General features: G+C 64.2%; 24 protein-coding genes. 9 read left to right on the top strand and 15 right to left on the bottom strand.

The annotated features are described in order from the left end of the window. Positions 1 to 27: 27 nt before the first annotated feature. Both WHZ77_RS07775 and WHZ77_RS07770 read right to left on the bottom strand, forming a co-directional pair. Positions 28 to 300: a bacterioferritin-associated ferredoxin gene (locus WHZ77_RS07775; RefSeq protein ID WP_143841383.1), complete on the bottom strand. Its 273-nt coding sequence runs from the start codon at positions 298 to 300 to the stop codon at positions 28 to 30. A 160-nt stretch (positions 301 to 460) separates the two neighbouring features. Further along, on the bottom strand, positions 461 to 754 hold the full coding sequence (locus tag WHZ77_RS07770; protein ID WP_375313138.1) for a hypothetical protein: 294 nt from the start codon (positions 752 to 754) through the stop codon (positions 461 to 463). 131 nt (positions 755 to 885) lie between these two features. Here WHZ77_RS07770 and WHZ77_RS07765 point away from each other — a divergent pair, with 131 nt between their 5' ends. After that, positions 886 to 1,224, top strand: a complete 339-nt coding sequence (locus tag WHZ77_RS07765) for a hypothetical protein (RefSeq protein WP_375313137.1) — start codon at positions 886 to 888, stop codon at positions 1,222 to 1,224. A gap of 239 nt (positions 1,225 to 1,463) precedes the next feature. Next, entirely contained in the window at positions 1,464 to 1,748 is a 285-nt protein-coding gene (locus WHZ77_RS07760) for a hypothetical protein (RefSeq protein ID WP_015684173.1), read from the top strand. A gap of 93 nt (positions 1,749 to 1,841) precedes the next feature. Here WHZ77_RS07760 and WHZ77_RS07755 read toward each other — a convergent pair whose 3' ends face one another. Together WHZ77_RS07755 and ettA are read right to left on the bottom strand one after the other, a co-directional pair. Continuing rightward, positions 1,842 to 3,068, bottom strand: a complete 1,227-nt coding sequence (locus WHZ77_RS07755; protein ID WP_375313136.1) for a lytic murein transglycosylase — start codon at positions 3,066 to 3,068, stop codon at positions 1,842 to 1,844. A gap of 7 nt (positions 3,069 to 3,075) precedes the next feature. Further along, entirely contained in the window at positions 3,076 to 4,725 is a 1,650-nt protein-coding gene (gene ettA, locus WHZ77_RS07750) for an energy-dependent translational throttle protein EttA (protein WP_375313135.1), read from the bottom strand. Positions 4,726 to 4,958: 233 nt separating this feature from the next. On the opposite strand from ettA, the gene WHZ77_RS07745 reads away from it, so the two are divergent. Next, positions 4,959 to 5,174, top strand: coding sequence for a hypothetical protein (locus WHZ77_RS07745; RefSeq protein ID WP_375313134.1), 216 nt, complete (start codon positions 4,959 to 4,961; stop codon positions 5,172 to 5,174). Between the two features lie 132 nt (positions 5,175 to 5,306). Next, the gene (locus WHZ77_RS07740) at positions 5,307 to 6,269 is read left to right on the top strand and encodes a D-2-hydroxyacid dehydrogenase family protein (protein ID WP_375313133.1); all 963 of its coding nucleotides are present in this window, start codon (positions 5,307 to 5,309) and stop codon (positions 6,267 to 6,269) included. 54 nt (positions 6,270 to 6,323) lie between these two features. Here WHZ77_RS07740 and WHZ77_RS07735 read toward each other — a convergent pair whose 3' ends face one another. After that, positions 6,324 to 7,520 (bottom strand): L,D-transpeptidase family protein, encoded by a 1,197-nt coding sequence (locus tag WHZ77_RS07735; protein WP_375313132.1) that lies wholly within the window; start codon positions 7,518 to 7,520, stop codon positions 6,324 to 6,326. A 365-nt stretch (positions 7,521 to 7,885) separates the two neighbouring features. On the opposite strand from WHZ77_RS07735, the gene WHZ77_RS07730 reads away from it, so the two are divergent. Continuing rightward, positions 7,886 to 8,620, top strand: a complete 735-nt coding sequence (locus WHZ77_RS07730; RefSeq protein ID WP_375313131.1) for a hypothetical protein — start codon at positions 7,886 to 7,888, stop codon at positions 8,618 to 8,620. Positions 8,621 to 8,622: 2 nt separating this feature from the next. On the opposite strand, the gene sseA is transcribed toward WHZ77_RS07730, so the two are convergent. The 3 genes from sseA to WHZ77_RS07715 all read right to left on the bottom strand — a co-directional run bounded on the left by sseA (position 8,623) and on the right by WHZ77_RS07715 (position 11,343). Further along, entirely contained in the window at positions 8,623 to 9,474 is an 852-nt protein-coding gene (sseA, locus tag WHZ77_RS07725; protein WP_375313130.1) for a 3-mercaptopyruvate sulfurtransferase, read from the bottom strand. A gap of 133 nt (positions 9,475 to 9,607) precedes the next feature. Beyond that, complete coding sequence (locus tag WHZ77_RS07720) at positions 9,608 to 10,021, bottom strand: rhodanese-like domain-containing protein (protein ID WP_375313129.1); 414 nt, start codon at positions 10,019 to 10,021, stop codon at positions 9,608 to 9,610. Positions 10,022 to 10,167: 146 nt separating this feature from the next. Next, a complete protein-coding gene (locus WHZ77_RS07715; protein ID WP_375313128.1) occupies positions 10,168 to 11,343 on the bottom strand; it encodes a VWA domain-containing protein in 1,176 nt (391 codons plus the stop codon). Positions 11,344 to 11,466: 123 nt separating this feature from the next. Here WHZ77_RS07715 and WHZ77_RS07710 point away from each other — a divergent pair, with 123 nt between their 5' ends. Beyond that, positions 11,467 to 11,712: a GlsB/YeaQ/YmgE family stress response membrane protein gene (locus tag WHZ77_RS07710; protein ID WP_015684163.1), complete on the top strand. Its 246-nt coding sequence runs from the start codon at positions 11,467 to 11,469 to the stop codon at positions 11,710 to 11,712. A 93-nt stretch (positions 11,713 to 11,805) separates the two neighbouring features. After that, complete coding sequence (locus WHZ77_RS07705) at positions 11,806 to 12,648, top strand: MoxR family ATPase (protein WP_106948590.1); 843 nt, start codon at positions 11,806 to 11,808, stop codon at positions 12,646 to 12,648. Positions 12,649 to 13,455: 807 nt separating this feature from the next. Here the strand turns inward: WHZ77_RS07705 and WHZ77_RS07700 are convergent. The 6 genes from WHZ77_RS07700 to WHZ77_RS07675 form a co-directional block, all read right to left on the bottom strand. Further along, positions 13,456 to 13,866, bottom strand: coding sequence for a hypothetical protein (locus tag WHZ77_RS07700; protein WP_375313127.1), 411 nt, complete (start codon positions 13,864 to 13,866; stop codon positions 13,456 to 13,458). Then, entirely contained in the window at positions 13,866 to 14,159 is a 294-nt protein-coding gene (locus WHZ77_RS07695; protein ID WP_375313126.1) for a BrnA antitoxin family protein, read from the bottom strand. Before WHZ77_RS07695 ends, WHZ77_RS07700 begins: the two co-directional genes overlap by 1 nt. After that, a complete protein-coding gene (locus tag WHZ77_RS07690; protein ID WP_375313125.1) occupies positions 14,146 to 14,406 on the bottom strand; it encodes a BrnT family toxin in 261 nt (86 codons plus the stop codon). Before WHZ77_RS07690 ends, WHZ77_RS07695 begins: the two co-directional genes overlap by 14 nt. A gap of 287 nt (positions 14,407 to 14,693) precedes the next feature. Next, complete coding sequence (locus WHZ77_RS07685) at positions 14,694 to 16,340, bottom strand: GMC family oxidoreductase (RefSeq protein WP_375313124.1); 1,647 nt, start codon at positions 16,338 to 16,340, stop codon at positions 14,694 to 14,696. A gap of 16 nt (positions 16,341 to 16,356) precedes the next feature. Then, positions 16,357 to 16,950 carry a GNAT family N-acetyltransferase gene (locus WHZ77_RS07680; protein ID WP_375313123.1) on the bottom strand — a complete coding sequence of 198 codons (594 nt, stop codon included), beginning with the start codon at positions 16,948 to 16,950 and terminating at the stop codon, positions 16,357 to 16,359. A 122-nt stretch (positions 16,951 to 17,072) separates the two neighbouring features. After that, positions 17,073 to 17,999, bottom strand: coding sequence for an SMP-30/gluconolactonase/LRE family protein (locus tag WHZ77_RS07675; RefSeq protein WP_375313122.1), 927 nt, complete (start codon positions 17,997 to 17,999; stop codon positions 17,073 to 17,075). A 201-nt stretch (positions 18,000 to 18,200) separates the two neighbouring features. Between WHZ77_RS07675 and WHZ77_RS07670 the strand changes: the two genes are divergently transcribed. Beyond that, positions 18,201 to 19,304 carry a mandelate racemase/muconate lactonizing enzyme family protein gene (locus WHZ77_RS07670; protein ID WP_375313121.1) on the top strand — a complete coding sequence of 368 codons (1,104 nt, stop codon included), beginning with the start codon at positions 18,201 to 18,203 and terminating at the stop codon, positions 19,302 to 19,304. 9 nt (positions 19,305 to 19,313) lie between these two features. On the opposite strand, the gene WHZ77_RS07665 is transcribed toward WHZ77_RS07670, so the two are convergent. Beyond that, a complete protein-coding gene (locus WHZ77_RS07665; protein ID WP_375313120.1) occupies positions 19,314 to 19,658 on the bottom strand; it encodes a hypothetical protein in 345 nt (114 codons plus the stop codon). A gap of 184 nt (positions 19,659 to 19,842) precedes the next feature. Here WHZ77_RS07665 and WHZ77_RS07660 point away from each other — a divergent pair, with 184 nt between their 5' ends. After that, the gene (locus WHZ77_RS07660) at positions 19,843 to 20,067 is read left to right on the top strand and encodes a hypothetical protein (RefSeq protein WP_375313119.1); all 225 of its coding nucleotides are present in this window, start codon (positions 19,843 to 19,845) and stop codon (positions 20,065 to 20,067) included. Positions 20,068 to 20,300: the final 233 nt, after the last annotated feature.

Raw genomic sequence — 20,300 nt, 5'->3', positions numbered from 1 at the left:
CGGGGAAAAGCTCGGATGTGGAAGATTTCAGCAGGCCGCGAGGGCGAACTGGGCGGGCTCGGCAATCTCATCATTGGCGGCCACGGTGTGGTTGTGCGGGCAGCCCGAACAGCAGGACTTGGCACACGGGCCGAGCGCTTCGTCGATGATGGTCTTGATCGTCCGCGCGCAGCGACCGCATTCGGCGCTGCAGCCGAGGCATCCATAGACCTGCTTGGCATGCCGCACAGCGTCGTCGGACTCGGCGACGGCGGCGCGGATGTCGTCATCGCTCAGCACGTTACAAGAACAAACGATCATGGAAGCGACAGGCCCTTCGGTGATGCACCATCATCGATATTTAAGCGGCCGTCCGGATGCAAAAGGAAAAACTGGTATTTGAAGCTATTCCAAACTGGCCGGAAACAGCCTAGAACGGCTCTAAAATAGGGAGTTGCGCTGGATCAAGATTGCGGCGGACCTAGTCACCGCCTCCACCACCATCGCCGCCGCCTCCGCAATCCCCGCCACTGCCGCCGCCATCGCTCGTGGAGCAGCTTCCAGCGTCGCTCGAGCTCACAGAGCTGCCGCTGGAAAACCAGCTCCCCAGGGAGAAGCCGTCGCTGGTTCCCGAATAGCTGTCGCCGCCTCCCCCATCGCCTCCGGTCGCAGCGCGCGAGCGCCGGCCACGGTTCTGGATATGGGTGAACCAGCCGAAGCCGATCGCAAAGACGATCCCGGCAGCAATCAGAGTATTCATCAGCGCGTCGCCCATCATCGCCTCCCTGGCGGGGCTCGATCCAGAACGATTGGTCGCCCCCCGGCCAAGGGGCCGTTCATTGATCATTCAAACGAAGTATGGAACTCTGGTTCCCAAACAGTTCCCGTGTGTGAAAGGTCAAGCCAATGAAGAGATCGCTCCTGGCAGCCGCCGCTGTCGTCACCCTGGCCCTGACGGCCGGAACACCGGCCCATGCTCAGCGCGGTGTCGCTGCCGGCGTGGCCGCCGGCATCATCGGCGGCGCCATTGTCGGCGGCGCGTTGGCCTCCCCGTATTATTACGGACCCGGTCCCGGCTACGCCTATGGTCCGGGCTATGGCCCCGGTTACTACCCGCCCCGCTACTACGCACCGGGCCCGGGCTATGCCGCCGACGACTACTACGGCGACGGCTGCGTCTGGCAGAAGCAGCGCTTCTGGGACGGCTATGCCTGGCGCATCCGCCGCGTCCGCGTCTGTGGCTGAGGCGCCGCGAAACGGTTCACTGCGACTGATTCATTTGAGCCCGTTCACGACGGAGACGCCGTTCATCTCCGGGCCTGAAAAAGACCGCTTTTTCTCATCACAGCTCTGCGTGCGTTTACTGCGGATTGACCATTTGCGCGCTTCCTAGCTGCAAGGCCAATTCCATCAGAGTCTGCGTGAACCTTTGAACCCCGGGTGCTCCTAACAAGGAGCGTCCATCTCTCAGGAGAGCCAAGAGTATGAAGAAGACTTTAGTTGCCGCCCTCACGGTTGCGATGGTCGCCGGTTCGCTGGTGACCGCCACGCCGTCCGCCCAGGCCCATGACGGCGTGGGCGTCGGCATTGCTGCCGGCCTGCTCGGCGGCGCGATCATCGGCGGCGCCATCGCGTCGAGCCGTCCCGCCTATGGCGGCCCCGTCTATGTGGCCGAGCCCGGCCCGCCGCCCCCGCCCTGCTACTGGCAGCGCCAGCGTTATTGGGATGGCTACGGCTGGGTGATCCGCCCGGTTCGCGTTTGCTACTGATCTGATCGCAAGACCTGATCGTGAGACGCTCATGAGCGCCGCGATCGAAGCCCGGCCGAGACCATCGGCCGGGCTTTTTCTTTTGGTCCGGCGCTATCGCGCCGCCTGGATCGAACGCAGCACCTCTTCGCTCGGCCAGCAATCGACCTTGAGGCCTGCCGACTTCTGATAGGCGCCGAGCGCGGCGCGCGTCTGCATCCCGGCCTTGCCGTCGATCTTGTCCTTGTAGAGCCCGACGCGGGTGAGCCCGCGCTGCATGGTCTCGACATCCTTGGTGCGCAACTGCTTCGAGGCCGCCCAGGATGTGGCGAACGGCAACGGACTGGTCATGCGATCGCTGAGATGGCCGACGAACAGCACGTACAGGTCGGAGAAATTGTATTCCTTGATGACGAAGTAGTTCTTCGTGGTCAGGAACGCCGGACCGTAGATGCCTTCAGGCTGGAGCAGCGAGGCCGGTTGCGCCTGCTCGGCGGCGCTGAGCTTTTGTCCGCGCACCGGCACGAATCCTTCGCGCAGCCACTGGCCGATCGGCTTGGTCACCTCTGGCACGCCGGCGGTGCAGTCGACCTTCGCCGGCGCCTGCACTTCGTAGGCCCAGCGCACGCCGGTCTGCCAGCCCTTGTTGACGAGCTGCTGCGCGGCGGACGCCAGCGCATCCGGCACCGAATGCCAGATGTCGATGCGGCCATCGCGATCGAAGTCGACGCCGTGCTTGTAATATTCGGACGGCAGGAACTGGGTGAGCCCGGTGGCGCCCGCCCAGGACGAGCGCATGTCCTTGCGCGTCACCACGCCGTCGCCGAGGATTTTCAGCGAGAGGATGAACTCGTTGCGATAGGTATCCTTGCGCCGGCCGACATAGGCCTGCGTCGCCAGCACGCGGACCAGATCATAAGGCAGCGTGTAGCGACCATAGTCGGTCTCGCGTCCCCAGATCGCCAGCATGACGGTCGAAGGGACGCCGGAGCTTTTCTCGATCTCGGTCAGCGAAGTGCGATATTTCTGCAGCAACCGCTGCCCCTCGCCGGCGAGCCGCGCGATCGACGCTTCCTTGACGTAGTCGGCAGGCACCTGCACGAACTCGGCCTGCGACGGCGCGCCGGTCACGGGGCGTCCGGGCAGGATCAGATCGGGCAGCTTGTAGTCCGGCTCGAGCCCGCGCGTCTCTCGATCGAATGTCGCACGCGAGACGCCAGCGGCCTGCGCTTCCGGCCAGAGCGAGGCGATGAACTGCGTGAAGGCGGCATCGGCGGCGCGAGCGGACGACCAGCCGCAGGTGACGACAATCACCGCAGCGATGAGCGCCCGCCGCATCATGCCGGCATCACCGCGTCAGCTTCTTGTACTTCACGCGGTGCGGAATGATGCTGTCCTGGCCGAGCCGGCGCATCTTGTCCTTCTCGTAGTCCTGGAAGTTGCCCTCGAACCATTCGACATGGCTGTCGCCCTCGAAGGCCAGGATGTGGGTCGCGATGCGGTCGAGGAACCAGCGGTCATGGCTGATGATGACGGCGCAGCCGGCGAAGTCCTCCAGCGCCTCTTCGAGCGCGCGCAGCGTGTCGACATCGAGATCGTTGGTCGGTTCGTCGAGCAGCAGCACATTGGAGCCGGACTTGAGCATCTTGGCGAGATGCACGCGGTTGCGCTCACCGCCGGAAAGCGCGCCGACCTTCTTCTGCTGGTCGGCACCCTTGAAGTTGAACGACGAGCAATATCCGCGCGAGTTCACTTCCTTCTTGCCGAGCAGGATCAGCTCGTTGCCGCCGGAGATTTCCTCCCACACGGTCTTCTTGCCATCGAGCGCGTCGCGCGACTGGTCGACATAGCCGAGATGCACGGTCTCGCCGATCGTGATGGTGCCCTTGTCCGGCTGTTCTTGCTTGGTGATCATCCTGAACAGCGTGGTCTTGCCGGCGCCGTTGGGGCCGATCACGCCGACGATGCCGCCGGGCGGCAGCTTAAAGGTGAGATCGTCGATCAGCAGGCGATCGCCAAAGCCTTTGCTGATGCCGTCGAAATCGACCACGTTGGCGCCGAGCCGCTCGGCGACGGGAATGATGATCTGCGCGGTCTGGGTCTGCTTCTCGTTCGCCTGCTTGAGCAATTCCTCATAGCGCTGGTAGCGCGCCTTGGACTTGGCCTGCCGTGCCTTCGGCGAGGACGCAACCCATTCCTGCTCGCGCGCAATCGTCTTCTGGTGCGCGGCGTCCTCGCGCCCCTCCTGCTCCAGCCGCTTCTGCTTCTGCAGCAGCCAGGACGAGTAGTTACCCTCGTAGGGAATGCCCTTGCCGCGATCGAGTTCGAGGATCCAGCTCGTGACGTTGTCGAGGAAGTAGCGATCGTGGGTGACGATCAGGATCGCGCCGGGATAGTTGCGCAAATGACCTTCCAGCCACGACACGGATTCCGCGTCGAGATGGTTGGTCGGCTCGTCGAGCAGCAACAGCTCGGGCTGGTCGAGCAGCAGCTTGCACAGCGCGATGCGGCGGCGCTCACCGCCTGAGAGTTTCGTGACGTCGGCGTCATCGGGCGGACAGCGTAGCGCGTCCATGGCCTGGTCGACCTTGCTGTCGAGATCCCAGAGGCCCTGGGCCTCGATCTCGTCCTGGAGCTTGGTCATCTCGTCGGCGGTCTCGTCCGAATAGTTGACCGCGAGGTCGTTGTAGCGATCGAGGATCGCCTTCTTCTTGGCCACGCCCAGCATGACGTTCTCTCGCACCGAGAGCTTTGGATCGAGCTGCGGCTCCTGCTCGAGATAGCCGACGCGGGCCCCCTCGGCGACCCAGGCCTCGCCGTTATACTCCTTGTCGAGGCCGGCCATGATCTTGAGCAGCGTCGACTTGCCCGAGCCGTTGACGCCGAGCACGCCGATCTTGGCGTCCGGGTAGAAGCTCAGATTGATGTTATCGAGCACCTTCCGGGTCGGGTAGCTCTTGGTCAGGCCCTGCATGAAATAGATGAACTGGCGCGCCATCGGTCCCGTGAAACCTTCAATTTGAGGAGATTTGCTTAGCCAGCGATGTAGCGATCCCGCCCCCAAAGGGCAATGTTTTCCCTCCGTTCACCACGGATGAATACTGGACGGACACCATCCGGGCCCCGATCGGGACAATTGAAACCTTCTTTTAATAAATCAGGCCAAAGCTCGGTTTCGCGCGGAAACAGCGCCGCCCGCTCAGAACGAACGGGAGCATAGCGAGGCCCGTCATGGCTCTGGTCGAAACCCATTCACTTGCCGTTCCGGCAGACGCCGGCAGCAGCTCCGCGCTCGTCTCCGAGATCAAGGGCTTCTGGAAGCGCTTCTTCGCCACCGCCTTCAATCCCTACCGGCCCGAGCTGCATTACATGCGCGGCCCCGGCCCCGCCTGGCGCGCCAAGCACGGCATGGATGCGCCGGTCCGGCTGAAGCCCCGCGACCTCTGAGCCCTTCATCTCCTGTCGAATTTTTGAAGACGCGAGCGGCTTGCGCGCAAGTGTGATTGCGCGCAACCATGGCCCGGTTCCGACGATGGCGCCCCGCCTGGCGCCGTCAGCTCTCGCCATGGATGAACGCTGATGACGCGGCTGCGCTGTGCAATCCTCGACGACTATTTCGACCTCGCCCTCAACGTCGCCGACTGGCCGAAACTGTCCGACCGCGTCGACGTCACCGTGTTCAGCCATCCCTTCGCCTCGGAGCAGGCCGCGGCCGGCGCCTTGGCTGATTTCGACATCATCTGCGCGATGCGCGAGCGCACGGCGTTCCCCAAGAGCCTGTTCGAGAGCCTGCCGAAGCTGAAGCTGCTTTTGACCTCCGGCATGCGCAACGCGTCGATCGACATGGAGGCCGCGAAGACGCACGGCGTCGCCGTCGGCGGCACGCAATATTCGCGCGATCCGACCGCCCCGCTCACCATGGGCCTGATCCTCGAATTGACCCGCGGCATCGGCCGCGAGAATGCGCGCATGCATGCGGGCGAGCCCTGGCAGACCTTTGCCGGCGTCGAGATCGAGGGCCTGACGCTCGGCGTCGTCGGGCTCGGCAAGCTCGGCAGCAAGATGGCGGGCATCGCGAAAGCCTTCGGCATGAACGTGATCGCCTGGAGCCCGAACCTGACGCCGGACAAGTGCAAGGAGGCCGGGGTCGGCTACGCCACCAAGGAGGAGCTGTTCACCAAGGCCGACATCGTAACCATCCATGTGGTGCTGAGCGAGCGCTCGCGCGGACTGGTCGGAGCTGCGGATCTGGCACGGATGAAGCCGACAGCCTTCCTCGTCAACACCGCGCGCGGGCCGATCGTGGACGAGCAGGCGCTGCTCGAGGCCTTGCAGCAGCGGAAGATCGCGGGCGCCGGCATCGACGTGTTTTCGGTCGAGCCGCTCCCGGTCGACCACCCGTTCCGCAAGCTCGACAACCTCGTGCTGACGCCGCATCTCGGCTACGCCACCGAGGACGGCTTGCGTATCCATTACGGCCAGATGGTCGAGGCGATCGACGCCTTCACCAAAGACGGCGAGTTGCCGCGGAAGCTGGCCTGAAACGAAGAAGGGCGCGCCAACGGCACGCCCTTCTTAATTTGAATTTCGAAGCGCTCAGCGCACGGTGACCGGCGCGGGCAGCGGCGGCACTACGGTCGGCTGGGTGCCCGGAACGGGGCCAGCCTGGGCGGCCATCGGAGCCGGACCGGCGGCACCGGGCACGGGGGCCGCGGACGCAGTCGCCGTTCCCGGCGGCGGGCCACCCGGCATCACCACCACGCGGGTGCCGACCTTGGTGCGCTCGAACAGATCCGAGACGTCGTCGTTCAGCATGCCGATGCAGCCGGAGGAGACGAACTTGCCGATCGTCGAGGGCTGGTTGGTGCCGTGAATGCGGTACACGGTCGAGCCGAGATACATCGCGCGGGCGCCGAGCGGATTGCCGGGGCCACCAGCCATGAAGCGCGGCAAATAGGGCTGACGCTCGATCATCTCCGTCGGCGGATGCCAATCCGGCCACTCCGCCTTGCGGGTGATCTTCTGCACGCCGGTCCAGGTGAAGCCGTCGCGGCCGACGCGGACGCCGTAGCGGATCGCGCGGCCGTTACCGAGCACGTAGTAGAGATATGTGTTCGGGGTATCGACGATGATCGTCCCGGCCGGCTCCTTGGTCGCAAGCGAGACTTCCTGACGGCGCAGGTTCGGCGGCAATTGCGCCGGTGCGGCATCGGGCTGCTCCTCGGGCGGCAGCGAGGCGATCGCCATCGGGCGGCCGTCGGCGCCGACGGGCGGCTGCCCTGGCTGAACCGTTCCGGTCGCGGCGGGACCACCGACCGCCTCCGGCGGACGCAGGCCGTCCCTGCCGGGGGCCTGCTGAGCCGGACGATCGGCATAAATCACCGCAGGCGGACCGGCGGGGCGGCCGTAGCGGGGATCATCGGGTGACATCACGGGGCCCTGCGCCGGGGCTGCCGAATAGACCGGGGGACCAGCCGGACGGCCATAACGCGGATCATCCGGCGACATCACCGGCCCCTGGGTCGGGGCGGCCGAATAGACCGGGGGAGCGCCGGCCGGGCGGCCGTAGCGCGGATCGTCGACCGGACCGGGTGGCGGCAGCGACGCCTGCGGCATCGCGTCGTCCTCGTCTTCCAGCGCGTCGAAATTCGGGGTGCGGTCGCCGGGGCGGTATTCGGCCGGGGCGCCATAGCTCGGCGCCTGCTGGACCGGATAGCTCTGGGCCTGTGCGAGCGAGGTTCCCGCCGCAGCGACTGTTGCGGCAGCGCATATCGTCAGAAAATGTTTGATCATCATCGCTCTTGTATAGTCCCCGGGCCCATCCGGACCGTTAACGGCCAGATGACCGAAGATAGCGGCACATTCAAGACATGACAGGCCGATTTGCGCCCGATTTTCCGATTTGTGATCCCCTGAGCACCGTTGCTCCGTTGCATCACGGGGTGGAAATCAGCGCATGCCGTAGATCGCCGGAGTCTGCGGCCCCGTTTTTTACGGAGCGGCCCGGAATCGTTGCGGTATGTTCGAATCAGCCTGATTCGCCGTCGCTTTGAGCTCCGATTCCGCATGGCGAATGCGGCAATCAGTACCGTCACCGCGTTCAGATGGCTCATGGGTCCCGGTCGCCACCCGCCGGGGCGGAAATTCGTAACCCTTCGATGCTTCCCGGCTTTCGCTTCCTGTTTGCCGCGATCCTGCTGTCAACCTCCATCCTGGTGTTCGGCCTAGGGGCCGCCGCGCTGCTGCGGGCGAGCCACGAGCAGTATGTCAGCAACCCCTCCTGGCGGAACGGCCCGCAGGAGCAGGTCTTTGCGCAGGCCCCCGAGCCGGCCACACCGGTGCTCGCGGCCCTTCGCGCCGAGCCTGATGTCGTCGAGCCCGCGCCGTCGGTGCGCGACCTGGTCCCGACCATCGGGCTGCCGGCGAGTGATCCCGAACCGGTCGCCGCAGCAACGACCGAGACCGCTGCGCAGCCACAGGTGGCCGAGGCCCCCTCTCCGACCGCCGAGCCGGCCAAGTCCGACAGCACGACGGACGCCGCAGCGCCGGCGCCCGCCGACACGCTCACGCCGGCCGACACCACGGCCTCCATCCCCGAGGCCAGGCCCGCCTCGACCGAGATGACGGCCGCCGCGGCATCGTCCGCGCCCGATACGTCCCCGGCCAAATTCGCCGCGCTGAACGACCCCGCGACCACGGCCTGGAAGGATCCGCCCGCGAAGGCCAAGGCTGACATCAGCACGCCGGACGCCAAGGCGACCAAGCGCAAGGCGAAGGCCAAGAAGCGCCATCGCATCGTCCGGCGGCCGCCGCCTCAGCAGCTGCAGCAGCAGCTCGATCCGTTCGGACAGCCGCAGACCTTCGCGACGACGCCCACGCCCACGCGCCGGTAGGATTACGCCGGCCCGGTCGCGATCGGCGGGCCTTTTTCCTGGCCCCATTCCGACCACGAGCCGTCGTAGAGCGCGGTGTCGGTGATGCCGAGGCGATAGAGCGCGAGCGTCAGCACGCCGGCGGAGACGCCGGAGCCGCAGCTGGTCACGATCGGCGCATCGAGCTTGACGCCGGCGCCCGTGAAGGCGGCACGCAGATCCTCCAGCGGTTTCATCGTGCCGGTCGCGGCGTCGAACAGCTGATTGTAGGGCACGTTGCGGGCGCCGGGGATGTGGCCGGAGCGGATGCCCGCGCGCGGCTCGGGCGCGCGGCCCTCGAAGCGGTCGGCGGCGCGCGCGTCGATCACCTGCTCGGCACGGCTTTCGACGTTGGCGACGAGTTGCTGCATGCTGCGCACGCGCTTTGAATCGTAGCTCGCCTTGAAGCTCGCGGGCTTCGGCTTCACCTCGCCGCTCTCGACCGGACGGCCCTCGGCACGCCATTTCTTCAGGCCGCCATTGAGGATGTGCACGTTGCTGTGGCCGAAGGCCAGGAACATCCACCACGCGCGGGGCGCGGCGACCCAGCCGCCGGCATCGTAGAGCACGACGGTGTCGCTATTTCCGATGCCGAGATTGCCGACGTCACGGCCGAACTGCTCGGCGCCCGGATACATGTGCGGCAGCGGGTTGGAATGATCCGACACCGCATCGACGTCGAAGAACGCCGCGCCCGGCAGATGCGCGGCGAGATAATCGTCCTTCGGCAGCGGCAGCACGCCCGGCAGCTTGAAGCTGGCGTCGAGCACCTTGACGTTGGCGTCGTTGATGTGGGCGGCGAGCCATTCGGTGGAGACGAGGGGATCGGTGGTCATTACATGCTCCGGCAGTTGTCTCAGTCGTCATGGCCGGGCTTGTCCCGGCCATCCACGTTCTCAATCGCAGCAAGACGTGGATGCCCGGGTCAAGCCCGGGCATGACGGTGTGTGTGGTGGGAAGGTGTTTCCCTCACCCCTTCTTCTTCGGCTCCCACTGCTCCGTCGGTCCGCCGGCATCGCGCCAGGCGGCGTAGCCGCCGCCGATGTGGGCGACGGGCTTCAGGCCCATGTCCTTCGCGGTCTTGGCCGCCAGCGCGGAGCGCAGGCCACCGGCGCAGTGGAACACGAACTTCTTGTCTTCCTGGAAGATCGGCTTTGCATACGGGCTCTGCGGATCGATCCAGAATTCGAGCATGCCGCGGGTGCAGGCGAACGCACCGGGGATGCGACCGTCGCGCTCGATCTCTCTGGGATCGCGGATGTCGACGATGACGACGTCGCCGTTCTTGGAAATCTCGATGGCATCCTTGGCGGTGAGCGTCTCGATCTCGGCATTGGCCTCGTCGATCAGCGCCTTGATGCCGCGGGTGATGGTCTGGGCCATGTGGGTCTCCCTCTTGTTGTCATTCCGGGGCGCGCATAGCGCGAACCCGGAATCCATTTATCTGCAACACTGCGGCCCGATGGATTCTCTGATGCGCAATTGCGCATCAAAGCTCGATGCTTCGCATCGCCCCGGAATGACAACAGCTAGTGCGTCAATTCCTTCATCGCACCTTCGAGACCCTCGATCGTGATCGGGAACATGCGATTGGCGAAAATACGTTTGATGATGGTGGTCGATTCCGAATAGTCCCAGTGCTTCTGGGCGACCGGATTGAGCCACACCGCATGCGGATAGGTGCGGATGATGCGGTCGAGCCAGACCGAGCCGGGCTCCTCGTTGACATGCTCGACCGAGCCGCCGGGCACCATGATCTCGTAAGGGCTCATCGAGGCGTCGCCGACGAACACGATCTTGTAGTCGTGCGGATATTTGTGCAGCACGTCCCAGGTCGGGGTGCGGTCGGTGAAGCGGCGCTTGTTCTGCTTCCACACGCCTTCATAGAGGCAGTTGTGGAAGTAGAAATACTCCATGTGCTTGAACTCGCTCTTCGCCGCCGAGAACAGCTCCTCGACCTGCTCGATATGCGCGTCCATCGAGCCGCCGATGTCGAAGAACACCAGCAGCTTCACCGCGTTGCGCCTTTCAGGCCGCATGTGCACGTCGAGATAGCCGTGATTGGCGGTCTCGCGAATGGTGGTGTCGAGATCGAGTTCGTCAGGCGCGCCGGTGCGCGCGAACTTGCGCAGGCGGCGCAGCGCCACCTTGATGTTGCGGATGCCGAGCTCGACATTGCCGTCGAGATCCCGAAACTCGCGCTTGTCCCACACCTTCACGGCGCGGTTGTTGCGGTTCTTGTCCTGGCCGATGCGGACGCCTTCGGGATTGTAGCCGTGGGCGCCGAACGGCGAGGTGCCGGCGGTGCCGATCCACTTCGAGCCGCCCTGGTGGCGGCCCTTCTGCTCCTCGAGGCGCTTCTTCAATGTCTCCATGAGCTTGTCCCAGCCCATGGCCTCGATCTGCTTCTTCTCTTCCTCGCTGAGGTATTTTTCGGCGAGCTTCTTCAGCCACTCCTCGGGGATCTCGGCCTTCTCCATGGCGTCGAGCAGGCTTTCCAGCCCCTTGAACACCGTACCGAAGACGCGGTCGAACTTGTCGAGGTTGCGCTCGTCCTTCACCAGCGAGGTGCGGGACAGATAGTAGAAATTCTCGACCGAGTAGTCCGCGAGGTCGGCGTCGAGCGCCTCCATCAGCGTGAGGTATTCGCGCAGCGTCACGGGGACCTGCGCATCGCGCAGAGACGTAAAGAATTGCAGGAACATGGGTGACAGATTGCCCGTCGGGGGGCCGACGTCAAGAGGCGGAAGCCGCCGCCGGGTGCTGGACCGGGAGGCTTTTTGCTCTAGAATTGGCGGCTTCACGGGGTTGTTTTGGGGACGTTTGCAATGGGAATTCTCGCAGCGCTCATCATCGGCGCGATCGCAGGCTGGCTTGCCGGCAAGATTGTCCATGGGGCGGGATTTGGGCTGGTAGGCAACATCGTGGTGGGCATCATCGGTGCCCTCGTTGCGAGCTATGTGCTGCCTCAACTGCACATCGGGCTCGCCACCGGCACGGTGGGCGCCATCGTGGACGCCACGATCGGCGCAGTGATTGTGCTTGTCATCCTTTCGCTGATAAAACGGGTCTGAAAGCCTGACCGAACCAGGAACGGCCGCCATGCGCGGCCGTTCCCATGTCGCGACCAGGGCCAAACCTGGGACGACGACCAACAAGGACGCGCGATGAAATTTACCGGCACCAAGGACTATGTTGCGACCGACGATCTCAAGGTCGCCGTCAATGCCTCGATCGTGCTGGAGCGCCCGCTGCTCATCAAGGGCGAGCCCGGCACCGGCAAGACGGTGCTGGCGGAAGAAGTGGCGAAGGCGCTGAACGCGCCGCTGCTGACTTGGCACATCAAGTCCACCACCAAGGCGCAGCAGGGCCTCTACGAATACGACGCGGTGTCGCGCCTGCGCGACAGCCAGCTCGGCGATGCCAGGGTCTCGGACATCAAGAACTACATCAAGCGCGGCAAGCTGTGGGAGGCCTTCGCCGCCGAGCAGCGCCCGGTGCTCCTGATCGACGAGATCGACAAGGCCGACATCGAATTCCCGAACGATCTGCTGCTCGAGCTCGACCGCATGGAATTCCATGTCTACGAGACCGGCGAGACCATCAAGGCGAAGCAGCGCCCGATCATGATGATCACCTCCAACAACGAGAAGGAGCTGCCGGACGCGTTCCTGCGCCGCTGCTTCTTCCACTACATCAAGTTCCCCGACGCCGACACGATGGGCCGCATCGTCGACGTCCACTTCCCCGGCATCAAGAAGCGCCTCGTCGAGGAAGCGCTGCGGATCTTCTTCGAGGTCCGCGAGGTGCCCGGCCTGAAGAAGAAGCCGTCGACGTCCGAGTTGCTCGACTGGCTCAAGCTGTTGCTCAACGAGGACATGAGCGTCGAGCAGCTCCGCGAACGCGATCCGCGCAAACTGATCCCGCCGCTGCATGGCGCGCTGCTCAAGAACGAGCAGGACGTGCATCTGTTCGAGCGGCTGGCGTTCTTGAGCCGACGGGAAGTGTAGGCGCAAGTTCGTTTAAGGTAGCGCTCGGCTGCCTCCCCAACCACCGCCGTCATTCCCCGCGAAAGCGGGGAATCCAGTACGCCGCGCCGTATCGACTCAATCACAACCGCCTCTGGAATACTGGATCGTCCGGTCAAGCCGGACGATGACAGCGAGTGCGTAGTTGCAGACGCGCCTTCGCAGCCTCGCGGCGCATGTCGCCCGAGCTTTGCTCTCTCCTTCATGCCCCAAAAGAAAGAGGGCGCAGGGAAGGCCGGGTGCCGGCTTGGCACCCACGGTCCGCTGTGCGCAAATAGCGCAAAAGGACTGCACAGCGGCATACAGGTGCGGCCGAACGCCCGGCCTTCCCTGCGCGATGGTCGGACGGCTTATGCCGCGCTCTCCCGGGAGCCGAACTTTCCTTCTGGCCTCCCTCGCCTCGCGAAGTGACGATGCCGTCTGCCCGGTTGGGCTCGCGCACATCTCCGCAAAGGCTTGACCGTAGCAACGACGGCCAGGACCACACGGTTTTGCCGTACGCAGCTCATCCGGCTTCGCCAGGAGGCTTCGCCGGACTTCAGCGCCGCTCGTCCGCACGAAGCCGCGGACTCACAGGGACTACCCGCCCTACCCACGCCTCTCGCGCACGACGCTGCCGCGTCCACCGCAACCCGACCCGCGTTTCGAACGACTCGCGAACCGCCCCTCTTCGTGGGCCGGGCTGCCGCAATGTATGCCGCAATTCCGAATTTCGGTAAAGTGGAATATTTTTGCAGGAAGGGGTTGACGGGGTGGCGAGTGCTTTGCCCGACGGGCAATGAACCTGCCCTACACTTGGAATTTCCCATTCGCGAAATCGAGATTTCGTCGTCCACTTTCCAGATCCGGTCCAAGCACTGTGATGCAACCTAACAAATTACCTGCTGCATTCCAGAAAGCGGTAACGCTACTGCGAGGTCCGATGAACGGCTGCACCTGGATCAGATCGCGCTCACCGCAGACCGACAAGGAGTCAATTAGCTCAGCCATTCCACCGGTCTGAATGCCTTTTTCCTCGCAGTGCCGTTGCCTGATCCGGTATGTCCGCAACAACCCGCCGGCTGGGGAACTCGCACCACCGGTACTGCCTGCGAATTCGACCTGGGGATCACCAACAACAGACAGTGCGACGGCAGCCCAGCTCTGGGCATTTTGCTTCAAAGCCTCCGACAGTCTGTTCTTCTCGTTCTTAACACCCATCACGACGCCTTGCGCTTCACCGCCTTGCGCAAGGTCTCGTCGATCCGCGACTGCCAGCCCGGTCCGGTCGATTTGAAATGATCGAGCACGTCAGGGCTGAGGCGCAGGGAGACGAGCGTCTTTGTCGGCGCCTTGTTCGGACCTCGGCCCTTGCGGATGGCTGCGCTGAGATCAGGGAAGACTTCAGAGAAAGGCCGCGCCTTGGCGAAATCGGCCTTTGTCAGCTCCGGAGTGTCGCTGACCGCGCGCAGGTCCTTCTTTGTATAGCCCGACTTCTTCTTAGCGTTTGGCATAGAGTTTCCTTTCGCTGCGGCTTGCCGGTCGCATGCTGATGATGCTGACGCCTTCGCGTCCCAGCCGGGCGAATACGACGACGATGACGCCACGGATACTCGCGCCCACCGCGATCCAGCGCTTGTTGTTGTTTTGTGACGGAATGACCAGCGCGGTCTCGAAGAAGGTTTCGTCGAGATCCACAAAATCCAGCCCGTGCTTGTCGAGGTTCGCGAGCCGCTTCGGTTCATCCCAGACGATTTTCATTGCCTTTAATGTAGCTACGATTTATCCGGCCGTCAATATTTCGTAGCTACAAAATAAAAGGACCGTAGAGCATGAGAGACAATTCGATTTATGCCGTTTTCGAGCAAGTTAAGTCGTTGATTTGACTCACATCGAAATCGCAGAAAGTCGAAAGATTCACATCCTCGTAGGGTGGGTTAGCGACAGCGTGACCCACCTCCTTTGTCTCCGCGCCGAGAGAAGTGGTGGGTTACGCTAGCGGACTGCGCTTTGCGCAGCCGCAAGCTAACCCACCCTACAAAGCCACCTCACGCCACCGCTGCATCCGGGATGCGCGCGGCTTCCATCGGCTGCTTGCCGCGGATGAGATCCGAGGCACGATCCGCGATCATCATTGTGGAGGCGTTGAGGTTCGCCGAGATCATGCGCGGCATGACCGACGCGTCGATGACGCGCAATCCCTCCAACCCGTGGACGCGGAGCTGGTCGTCGACGACGGCCCAGCTCGAATCCGCCGGGCCCATGCGGCAGGTGCAACCGGGGTGGAAGGTGGTGGTGCCGCGTTCGGTGGCGGCGGCGAGGAATTCGTCGTCGGTGTTGATGTTGGGGCCGGGGAAATCCTCGTAGGCGTAATAAGGCGACAGCGGCGCGCTCTTCAGCAGGCGCCGCGCCAGCTTCATGCCGCCGACGATGACGCGGCGGTCGAGCTCGGCGTCGAGATAGTTGGTCTGGATGATCGGCGGGGCGAACGGATCATTGGAGCGGATACGGACATAGCCGCGGCTCTCGGGGCGCTGCTGCCAGGAGGCGACGGTCATGCCGGGCTCGTCCTCGAGCTGGCCCTGCACGCCTTCCTTGTAGCTCGCCGGCGTGAAGGTGAGTTGCAGATCGGAGCTGTCGGCGCTCTCGCCTGAATGCCAGAAGCAATAGACCATGGTCGGCGACAGCGAGAGCAGGCCTTTGCGCGCGGTCGCCCATTTCAACGCCTCGATCCACAGCGAGACGCCGCGGCGGAGCTCGTTGATGGTCTTGATGTCTTTTACGCGCGCTACCGTTCGCGGGGCGTAATGGTCTTGCAGGCCTTCGCCGACCGGAAGCGCGTGGCGCACTGCGATGCCGTGCGCGCCGAGCAGATCGGGCGAGCCGATGCCGGAGAGCTGCAGCAGCTGCGGCGAATTATAGGTGCCGCCGGACAGGATCACTTCCTTGTTGGCGCGCACTTCCACCGGGGTGCCGCCGCGGCCGCCCTTGATGTAGCGCACGCCAACGGCGCGCTTGCCCTCGAAGATGATCTCGGTGGCGTGTGCATGGGTGTGCACATGCACGTTGGGCCGCTTCATCGCCGGCTTGAGGAATGCGGTCGAGCCGGACACGCGCAGACCCTTGTCGATGGTGCGCTGGCAATAGGAGACGCCTTCCTGCTTGGCGCCGTTGTAATCGGGATTGCGGGGAATGCCGAGCGAGACCGCGCCTTCCATGAAGGCCTCGCAGAGCGGATCGCGCCACTCCATCGTCGTGACCGTGAGCTTGCCGTCGCGGCCGCGGAAGGTGTTGTCGCCTTCGCCGACCCGCTTCTCCAGCCGCTTGAAGTAGGGCAGCACGTCGGCATAGCCCCAGCCGCGATTGCCCATCTGCGCCCAGGTGTCGAAATCCATCCGCTGGCCGCGGTTGTAGATATGGCCGTTGATCGAGGACGAGCCGCCGAGCGTCTTGCCGCGCGGCGCATAGATGCTGCGCCCGCCGGTCCAGGGCCCCGGCTCCTGCTGGTAGGCCCAGTTGATGCTCTTCATGTGGAAGGTCTTGATGAAGCCCGCCGGCAGATGGATGTAGGGATGCCAGTCGCTCGGCCCCGCTTCCAGCACGCAGACGCTGGTCGAAGGATCTTCGCTCAGCCGGCTGGTGAGCACGCAACCCGCCGAACCCGCGCCGACGATCACATAATCAAATCTGTCCATGGTGCCTCGGCCGCCGCTAGCGCGGCTTTTCGTTGAGTTGATAATTCAAATGCGTTCGCACCGTCGGCCATTCGGCGGCGGTGATGCTGTAGACCACGGTGTCGCGCAGCGTGCCGTTCGGAGCGACCTGGTGGCTGCGCAGGATGCCGTCCTGCTTGGCGCCCAGGCGCTCGATCGCGTTGCGGCTCTGGTGATTGAAGAAGTGGGTGCGGAATTCCACCGCGATGCAGTCCAGGGTCTCGAAGGCATGGGTGAGCAGCAGCAGCTTGCATTGCGTGTTGAGCGGACCGCGCTGCGCGCTCTTGCCGTACCAGGTCGAGCCGATCTCGACGCGCCGGTTGGCGGCATCGATGTTCATGTAAGTGGTCTGTCCCACGATCTTGCCGCCGGCGTCGAACACGGTGAACGGCAGCATCGAGCCCGCGGCCTGCAGGCCGAGGCGGCGGTCGATCTCCTTGGCCACGTTCTCCGGCGTCGGGATCAGGGTGTACCAGATCTTGTAGATCTCGCCGTCCTTCACGGCTTCCTCCAGCCCCTCGCGGTGCTCTTTTGACAGCGGCTCGAGACGGGCGTGCTGTCCACGCAGGGTAATGGGATCAGGCCAGGGCATTTCTCACTCCATAATGACTGCTGTCATTCCGGGGCGACGCGAAGCGGCGAGCCCGGAATTTCGAGATCCCGGGTTCTATGCTCCGCATAGCCCCGGGATGACAATCGCGTTTTACGCGATTGTCACTTGTTCAGAAAATTCAACGGCAAACCGCCGCGCGGCCAGTCCATGGCGATCAGCTCACCCTTGCCCGACAGCGTGATGTAGGCGGTCTTCAGCCCGGGGCCGCCGAAGGCGATGTTGGTGGTGACGCGGTCGCCGGTCGGGACCTGCTCGACCAGCGTGCCATCAGGCGCGATCACCGAGATGCAGCCGGAGACGAGCGTGGCGACGCAGACATTGCCGTTTGCTTCCACCGCGAGCGAGTCAAACATCTGGTAGCCGCCGAGGCCGCAGATCGGCTTGCCGCGCTCGCCGCGATAGATCACGTCGCGCGGCTTGAGCGTGCCGGGCGCGGAGAGCTCATAGGCCCAGAGCCGCCCCGTCGGCGTCTCCGCGATGTAGACCGTGTTCTCGTCCGGCGACAGCCCGATACCGTTCGCCGGCAGGATGCCGTGCACGATTTCGACGATCTCCTTCATGCCGGGCTTGAGGTAATACATGCCGCCGACATCCATCTCGCGGGCGCGACGCTTGCCGAGATCGGAGAACCAGAGGCCGCCGTGCTTGTCGAACACAAGATCGTTCGGCCCGCGCAGATCGTGCTCGCCGCATTTGGTCACGACGGTCTCGACCTTGCCGGATTGCAGATCGACGCGCTGGATCGAGCCGCCGAGATAGTCGTCGGGCTGCGGGCCCGGCATGATCATGTTGCGGGTCGGAATCCAGGAGAAGCCGCCATTGTTGCAGAGGTAGATCTTGCCGTCGGGGCCGAGGGCTGCGCCGTTCGGGCCGCCCGGCACCTTGGCGACGATCTCCTTGCGGCCGTCAGGATAGATTCGGGTCAGGCGCTGGCCGCGGATTTCCACCAGCACCACCGAGCCGTCCGGCATCACCACGGGGCCTTCTGGAAATTCGAGGTCGGTGGCGAGAACACGAACGTTGGACATGAAGACCCTCCCGGCTGCTTGTTATGACTTGCGCGGGATGTCCGGCATGGGCCCGCACGCAAGATTTGCCTGCGGTTATGACAAAACAGGTTCGCCTTGCCAAGCAAGCGAGCAGGTATGCCAGCGTTGCGCCACCCTACCCTTTCACCCGGAGCGCGGCTACACTCGCTGAAACCGCTCACGAGAAAGAGGAACCGCGTCATGGAGATCACCGATGTGCGGGCGCACCAGATCCGCATTCCCTACGACGCCGGTGTCGCGAGCTTTCGTCAGGGCGCGTCCGCGATCTCCGCGCTCGACATGGTGCTGGTCGAGGTCACGACCGATGCCGGACTGACGGGCTGGGGGGATGCCTTCGCCTATGTCTGCCCCCGCACCACGCGCAGCGCCGTCGAGGAAATGATCGCGCCGCAAGCCCGCGGGCTGAAGGTGCCTGACGCCGCCGGCATTCCCGCGACCATGGAGCAGATCCAGCGCAATCTGCACCTGTTCGGCCGCTACGGCATCACCATGTTCGCGATCTCCGGCCTCGACATCGCGCTGTGGGACCTGGCTTCGAAGATCGAGGGCGTGCCGCTGCATCGCCTGCTTGGCGAGACCAGACGTTCGAATATTCCCGCCTATGCGAGCCTGCTGCGGATCGGATCACCGGAGAACATCGCCGGCGAATGCAGAAAGGCCATGGCGCTCGGCTATGGCGCGATCAAGCTGCATGAGACCACGACACCCGCGATATTTGCCGCACGCGAGGCGATCGGCCCCAATATTCCGCTGATGGTCGACATGAATTGTCCGCTGACCGGCGAGCAGGCGATCGTGTTCGCCAAAGCGTGCAAGGACGCGCAGCCGATGTTTCTGGAGGAGCCGGTCTGGCCGCCGGAAGATTTTACTGCGCTCGCCGAGGTCCGCAGCAAGGGCGGGCTCGGCATCGCCGCAGGCGAGAACGCATGCACGGAATATCAATTCCGCCAGATGATGAACGCGGGGGCGGTGAGCCACGCCCAGCCGTCGGTCATCAAGGTCGGCGGTATCACGGAGTTTCTGAAGGTTGCATCGCTTGCCGATCAGCTCGGTGTCAAAATCGTCCCGCATTCCCCGTATTTCGGCCCCGGCCTGCTTGCGACGCTTCATCTGCTGGCGGGGCGGGACGACGGGCTTGTCGAGATGTTCTATCTCAAGCGCGAAGCCTGTCTCTGGGGCGGCCGGGCCGATGTCGATGCCACCGGCCATGTCGCGGTGCCGACAGGACCAGGGCTCGGGTACGAGCCCGATCGCGGCGTGATGGAGCGCTATCGCGTCGCGTGATTGCCGCGCCTATTTTGCCGCATCCTTCGGCGGCGGGGCGTCCTGCTTCTTCTTCACATCCTCCGCCATCTTCACTTGCGCGGCCTGGAGATCGCTCACGGTCTTCTGCAGCCCGGCGAGGCCCGTCTTCAACGCGTCGATCTGGCGATTGGCGGCATCGATCTTCTGCTGGTGATCGAGCGTCAATTTGGTCATCGTCTTCTGGAGGAAATCGATGTTGCTCTGCAGGCAACTCGTCCGCCGTTCCATCGTCTTCTCGACGGTGCAGATCTCGATGCCGGGCACGTCCTGCGCGATCGCCAGCGTGGCGGGCAGCAACATCACGACACAAACGCCGGCGCTTCGAAGCAGCATGCAGGTTCCTCTCCCAATCGATCACGGCAATGTGCGCTTTTTGCGCGCCGTCGTCGGAGGCTACCACACTCGTACCGCATTCTCGCGTTGAGCTTGGCGTGATCCCCCGGGACGGGGAGCCGTGAACCGTGCGCGGGGGAAGTGGGCGCTCTTTCCGCGACTTTGATTAGGGGAGTTTTTTGCGATGGCTACGCGCGATAGACGTCTGGCGGAATTCGATGGCGCCGGAGAACCGCCACCTGGCGTGCCGGTCGAGGTGCTGTGCGAGGATCACAGCGGAACGTATCAACTGCCGTTCGCATGCCGTTATGTCGAGGGCCGCTGGCAGAACCACGCGGCCGGCGTCGCGGTGGAAGCCACCGTCATCGGCTGGCGCGTCCCGCGGGTGAAGCATTCGGGCGTCGCCTGATCGCCGCTTCTGTTCCAAAATGCAACGGGGCCGCGCGCCGCCTTAACCTTCGGAACGCGGCCCGAACGAATCACGTCCGAATCAGCCGAATCAGCCTGTTCCCGGTTGTTCACGGCTAGATGTCGCAACGAGGCCGCGAGCGGATACAACATCTGCGCGCGCAGGAGCTGGCCGGCCCCGACGAACGGCGCCAAATGTTAACGACTTCATCGATATGGCCCCCGGGACGGCGG

Source organism: Bradyrhizobium sp. A5, from assembly GCF_042076515.1.
Lineage (GTDB): Bacteria > Pseudomonadota > Alphaproteobacteria > Rhizobiales > Xanthobacteraceae > Bradyrhizobium > Bradyrhizobium cosmicum.
Note: the sequence above shows the minus strand (reverse complement) of the source record. Positions and strands in the feature narration are given on the sequence as shown.